This is a genomic window from Streptomyces sp. NPDC003032, from assembly GCF_053591415.1.
Map to the genome: position 1 here is coordinate 1 of NZ_JBSFTT010000100.1, position 5344 is coordinate 5344.

2 protein-coding genes are annotated in these 5344 nt (G+C 74.9%); both read right to left on the reverse strand.

Translation table 11 applies throughout. From position 1 onward, the window contains the following. The coding region (locus ACWDZ7_RS42525; RefSeq protein ID WP_451804292.1) for a beta-ketoacyl synthase N-terminal-like domain-containing protein at window positions 1-1241 on the reverse strand (1241 nt) is incomplete at its 3' end. A gap of 5 nt (window positions 1242-1246) precedes the next feature. Further along, entirely contained in the window at window positions 1247-5335 is a 4089-nt protein-coding gene (locus ACWDZ7_RS42530) for an SDR family NAD(P)-dependent oxidoreductase (RefSeq protein WP_451804294.1), read from the reverse strand. Window positions 5336-5344 lie beyond the last annotated feature (9 nt).

Below are 5344 nucleotides of genomic sequence, written 5' to 3' on the forward strand. Positions count from 1 at the left end.
TCCGGCGACGGAACGTCCACATGCAACGTCTTCGGCAGCACACCGTGCCGCAACGCCATCACCGTCTTGATCAGCGAGGCGGCGCCGGCCGCGGCCTGGGCGTGGCCGATGTTCGACTTCACCGAGCCCAGCCAGAGGGGGTCGCCCTCGCGCTCCTGTCCGTACGTCGCGAGGAGCGCCTGCGCCTCGATGGGGTCGCCGAGCTTCGTCCCCGTACCGTGCGCCTCCACCGCGTCCACGTCCGACGGGGACAGGCGCGCGTCCGCCAACGCCGCGCGGATCACCCGCTGTTGGGAGGGGCCGTTGGGTGCGGTCAGGCCGTTGCTTGCGCCGTCCTGGTTGGCGGCGGTGCCGCGTACCACCGCGAGGACACGGTGGCCCAGGCGGCGGGCGTCAAAGAGGCGTTCGAGGAGCAGCAGGCCCGCGCCCTCCGACCATCCGGTGCCGTCCGCCGCCGCGGCGAAGGACTTGCAGCGGCCGTCGGGGGCCAGGCCGCGCTGGCGGCTGAACTCCGTGAAGATCGCCGGCGTCGACATGACGGTCACACCGCCCGCCAGGGCGAGGGAGCACTCGTCCTGGCGCAGCGCGTTCGCGGCCAGGTGGAGGGTGACCAGGGAGGACGAGCAGGCCGTGTCGACGCTGACGGAGGGACCCTCCAGGCCGTAGACGTAGGAGAGGCGGCCGGAGGCGACGCTGGTCGAGTTGCCCGTCATGAGGTAGCCGTCGAGGCCCGCGGGGACGTTGGTCGTCAGGGGCATGTAGTCCTGCGGCATGACGCCGACGAACACGCCGGTGCGGCTGCCGCGCAGCGTCTCCGTGTCCAGGCCCGCGTGTTCGAACGTCTCCCAGGCGGTCTCCAGGAGCAGCCGCTGCTGCGGGTCGGTGGCCAGTGCCTCGCGCGGCGAGATGCCGAAGAACTCCGCGTCGAACCGGTCGGCGTCATGGACGAATCCGGCCTCCCGCACATAGGAGGTGCCCGGCCGGTCGGGGTCCGGGTCGTAGAGGCCTTCGAGGTCCCAGCCGCGGTTGTCCGGCCAGTCGGTGACGGCGTCCGTGTGGCCTGCGACGAGGTTCCACAGGTCGTCGGCCGAGCGCACGCCGCCGGGGAACCGGCAGGCCATCCCGACGATCGCGATGGGTTCGGGGCGGCGGGACTCGGCGGCCCTGAGCTTCTCCCTGGTCTCGTAGAGGTCGGCCGTGACCCACTTCAGGTAGTCGACGAGCTTCTGTTCGTCCGCCATGGTGCTCAGCCCCCTTGCCGGGACCGGCCCAGCTCGTTGTCGATGAAGTCGAGGATCTCGTCGGGCGTTGCCGCGCCGAGGGTGTCGGCGACGGCCTCGGCCGGTGCGGGTGTGTCGGTGAGGCGGGCCAGCATCGTGCGCAGCCGGTCGGCGATTCCCGCGCGGGTGTCGGCGTCGGGGAGCGCGGCGGTGAGTGCGCCGTCGAGCCGGTCGAGTTCGGCGAGGACGGACGGGGCGGGGGCCGCCGGTTCGTCGGGGGCGAGCAGGGTGCTCAGTCGGCGGGCGAGCGCCGCCGGGGTGGGGTAGTCGAAGACGAGGGCCGGTGGCAGGCGCAGGCCGGTCGCGTGGGTGAGCCGGTTGCGCAGTTCGATCGCGGTGAGCGAGTCGAAGCCGAGGTCCTGGAAGGTCTGGTCGCCGCCGATCGTCCGGGCTCCGTGGTGGCCGAGGACGGTGGCGGCGTGGTCGCGCACGAGGTCGAGGAGCAGCCGTTCGCGTTCCGGTCCCGGCCTGCCGCGCAGTTCGGGTACGAGGGGCGGGGTGCCGTCACCCGGCCCGGCGGGGGCCGGTGCCGCGCCGGCCTGTGTCGCGGTGGGCGGGGCGGCGGGTGTCACAAGGGTGCGCCACAGGGGCGAGAGGCCGTTCCGGTGGGCCGGGCCGCGCAGGCGTGTGGTGTCGATCCGGGCCGCGAGGACCGCGGGCGCGTCCAGGTCGCGGCCCGCGTCGAGGAGCGCCAGGGCGTGCGGTGCGGGCATGGGCCGGGCGCCGTCCCTGGCCAGACGGGCGCGGTCGCTCTGCTTCAGGGCGCCGGTCATGTCGCTGGCCGTCTCCCACCAGCCCCAGGACAGGGAGGTCGCAGGCAGGCCGTGGGCGCGGCGGTGGCAGGCGAGGGCGTCGAGGAACGCGTTGGCGGCGGCGTAGTTGGCCTGTCCGGGCGCGCCGAGCAGAGCGGCGGCGGAGGAGAAGAGCACGAAGGCGGACAGCTCCAGCTCTTCGGTCAGCTCGTGGAGGTGGAGCGCGGCGTCCAGCTTGGGCCGGGTCACGGTGTCGAGCTGCGCGCGGCCGAGGGAGTCCAGCGTGCCGTCGTCGAGTACGCCCGCGGTGTGTATGACGGCGGTCAGGGGGTGGGCGGCGGGGATGTCGGCGATGACGGCGCGCAGGGCTTCGCGGTCGGCGGCGTCGCAGGCGGTGAGGGTGACGTGGGCGCCGCGGGCGGTGAGCTGGTCCCGCAGTTCGGCCGCCCCGGGCGCGTCGGGTCCGCGCCGGGAGAGCAGCAGCAGGTGCCGCGCGTGATGGACGTCGGCCAGGTGCCGGGCGACGAGGCCGCCCAGGGTGCCGGTGCCGCCGGTGATCAGGACGGTGCCCTCGGGGTCGAGCGGGGTGGGGATGCTCAGGACGACCTTGCCGGTGTGGCGGGCACGGCTCATGTGCCGGAACGCCTCGGAGGCGTGCCGGATGTCCCAGCCGCGCACCGGCGGCGGTGCCAGCGTGCCTTCGTCGAGGAGTCGTACGATCTCGGCGAGCAGGGCGCCGAGCCGTTCGGGCCGCGCGTCGCCGAGGTCGAAGGCGCGGTAGTCGACGCCCGGGTGGCCGGTCGCGATCCGCTCGGGGTCGCGGATGTCGGTCTTGCCCATCTCGGCGAACCGGCCGCCGCGTGGCAGCAGCCGCAGCGACGCGTCGACGAACTCGCCGGCGAGGGAGTTCAGTACGACGTCCACGCCGCGCCCGCCGGTGCTCGCCAGCAGCCGGTCGGCGAAGTCCAGGGACCGGGACGAGGCGATGTGGTCCTCGGCGAGCCCGGCGTCCCGCAGGGCCGGCCACTTGCCGGTGCTGGCGGTGCCGTACACGTCGGCGCCCCAGTGGCGGGCCAGTTGCACGGCGGCCGTGCCGACGCCGCCCGTCGCGGCGTGGACGAGGACGGACTCGCCGGGGACGAGACCTGCGACGTCGGCGAGACCCACGTACGCGGTGAGGTACGCGACGGGGACGGCGGCGGCCCGTTCGAAGGACCAGCCGTCCGGGATCGGCACGAGGACGCGCCGGTCCGCGACCGCGAGCGGCCCGAACGCGCCGGGGAGCAGGCCCATGACGCGGTCGCCCACGGCCAGGTCGGTGACCTCGGGCCCCACCTCCACGACGACGCCCGCGCCTTCGCTGCCGAGGCCGGTGTGCGGGGCGGCGGTGCCGGTGTGCGGGGCGGCTGGTCCGTCGCCGCGCTCGGGGTTCAGGTCCGGCAGGGCGCCGAGGCCCATCATCACGTCACGGAAGTTGACGCCCGCGGCCCGTACGGAGACCCGTACCTCCCCTGCCCGCAGCGGCCGTTCGGCCTCCGGGTGCGGCACCAGCGCGAGGTCGAGGGACCCGTCGGTGGCGGCGAGGCGCCAGGCCCGGGAGCCGGGCGGACGCAGCAGTGTGCTGCCCGCGTCGGCGCGGGTGAGGCGGGGCGCGAGCAACTGGGCGCCGCGCAACACGAGTTGTGGCTCGTCGGCGGCGAGCACGGCGGGCAGGGCCCTGGCCGAATCGGCCTCGTCGTCGGAGTCGACGTCCAGGAGCAGAAATCGCCCGGGATGTTCGCTCTGCGCCGACCGCACGAGCCCCCAGAGGGCGGCGTGCGTCAGGTCCAGTACGTCCTCGCGGGGTCCCGCCGCGATGGCCCTGCGCGTCACCACGAGCAGCCGCGCCGCCGCGCACCGCTCATCGGCGAGCCACTCCTGGAGGGTCGCGAGGACACGAGCGAGCACTTCACGCGCCCGGTCGCCCTGGCCTCCACCGCCGACCGCGCGCCGGTCGTCGCCTTCGACGTCACCGCCGTCGGGCTGCGCCGAGCAACGGAGGATGACGACGTCGGTCTCGGGCGCCATGTCGCCGAGGAGGCCACCGAGCGGGCGACCGGGCTCCAACTCGGCGGTTACGGACGCCAGTTCAGCGGGGGATGACGCTACCGGCACCCATTCGACGGGGTAGAGCGAGTCGGCCACCCGGTCCGCCGCCGCGCCCGTGGTGGACAGCGCGTCGGGGCCGAGCGGACGTAACGTCATCGACTCGGCCCGGAGCACCGGCCGGCCCTCACTGTCGGCGAGCGCGAGCGTCACCGCGCCCTTGCCGGTGGCGGCCATGCGGATACGGACCTCGTGGGCGCCGCCGCGCAGCAGGGAGACGCCGCTCCAGGAGAAGGGGAGCCACGTGCCGTCGGCGGGCAGGATGTCGCCGGTCGCGGCGGCGTGCAGGGCGCCGTCGAGGAGCGCCGGGTGCATGCCGTACGAGGATGCCGTGCGGGCCGCTTCGGGCAGCGCGGCCTCCGCGAACACCTCGTCGCCGCGGCGCCAGGCCGCTCGTACGGCTTGGAAGGCGGGGCCGTAGGTGTAGCCGCGCGCGGTCAACTCCTCGTACATGCCCGCGACTTCGACCGGCTCGGCGCCCGGGGGCGGCCAGGTGGCGAGGTCGCCGAAGGCTGAGGGCGAGGGGGGCGAGGGGTCGGTCGCCGGGGCCGCGGAGAGCGTGCCGCTCGCGTGGGTCGTCCAGGGGCCGTCCTCCTTGTCGTCCGTCCGCGAGTGGACGGCGACGGCGCGTCGGCCGGACTCGTCGGGGGCGCCGACCGTCACCTGCACGCGCACGCCGCCGTGCTCGGGGACGGCGAGAGGGCTCTGCAGGGTCAGTTCCTCCAGGTGACGGCACTCGGTCTCCTGCCCGGCGCGCAGGGCGAGTTCGACGAACGCCGTGCCCGGTACCAGGGCCACTCCACCGACAGTGTGGTCGGCCAGCCACGGCTGGGTGTGGTGCGACAGGCGGCCCGACAGGACAAGGCCGCCGCTCTCCGCCAGCCGCACCACCGCCGTCAACAGCCCGTGTTCGGCGGCGTCCAGCCCGGCGCCTTCCAGGTCAGCGCCCGGGTCCGCCTCCACCCAGAAGCGGCGGCGCTGGAAAGCGTAGGTGGGCAGTGCCACGGAGCGGCCGTCGCGCCCTGGGCAGAACGCCTTCCAGTCGACCGGTACGCCCGCCACCCACGCGTGTGCCACGGCCTCCACCGCCGTACGCACCTCGTCCCGGTCCCGGCGCATCGCCGGAACCAGCACCATCTCCGGCGCCTCATCAGCCACACACTCCGC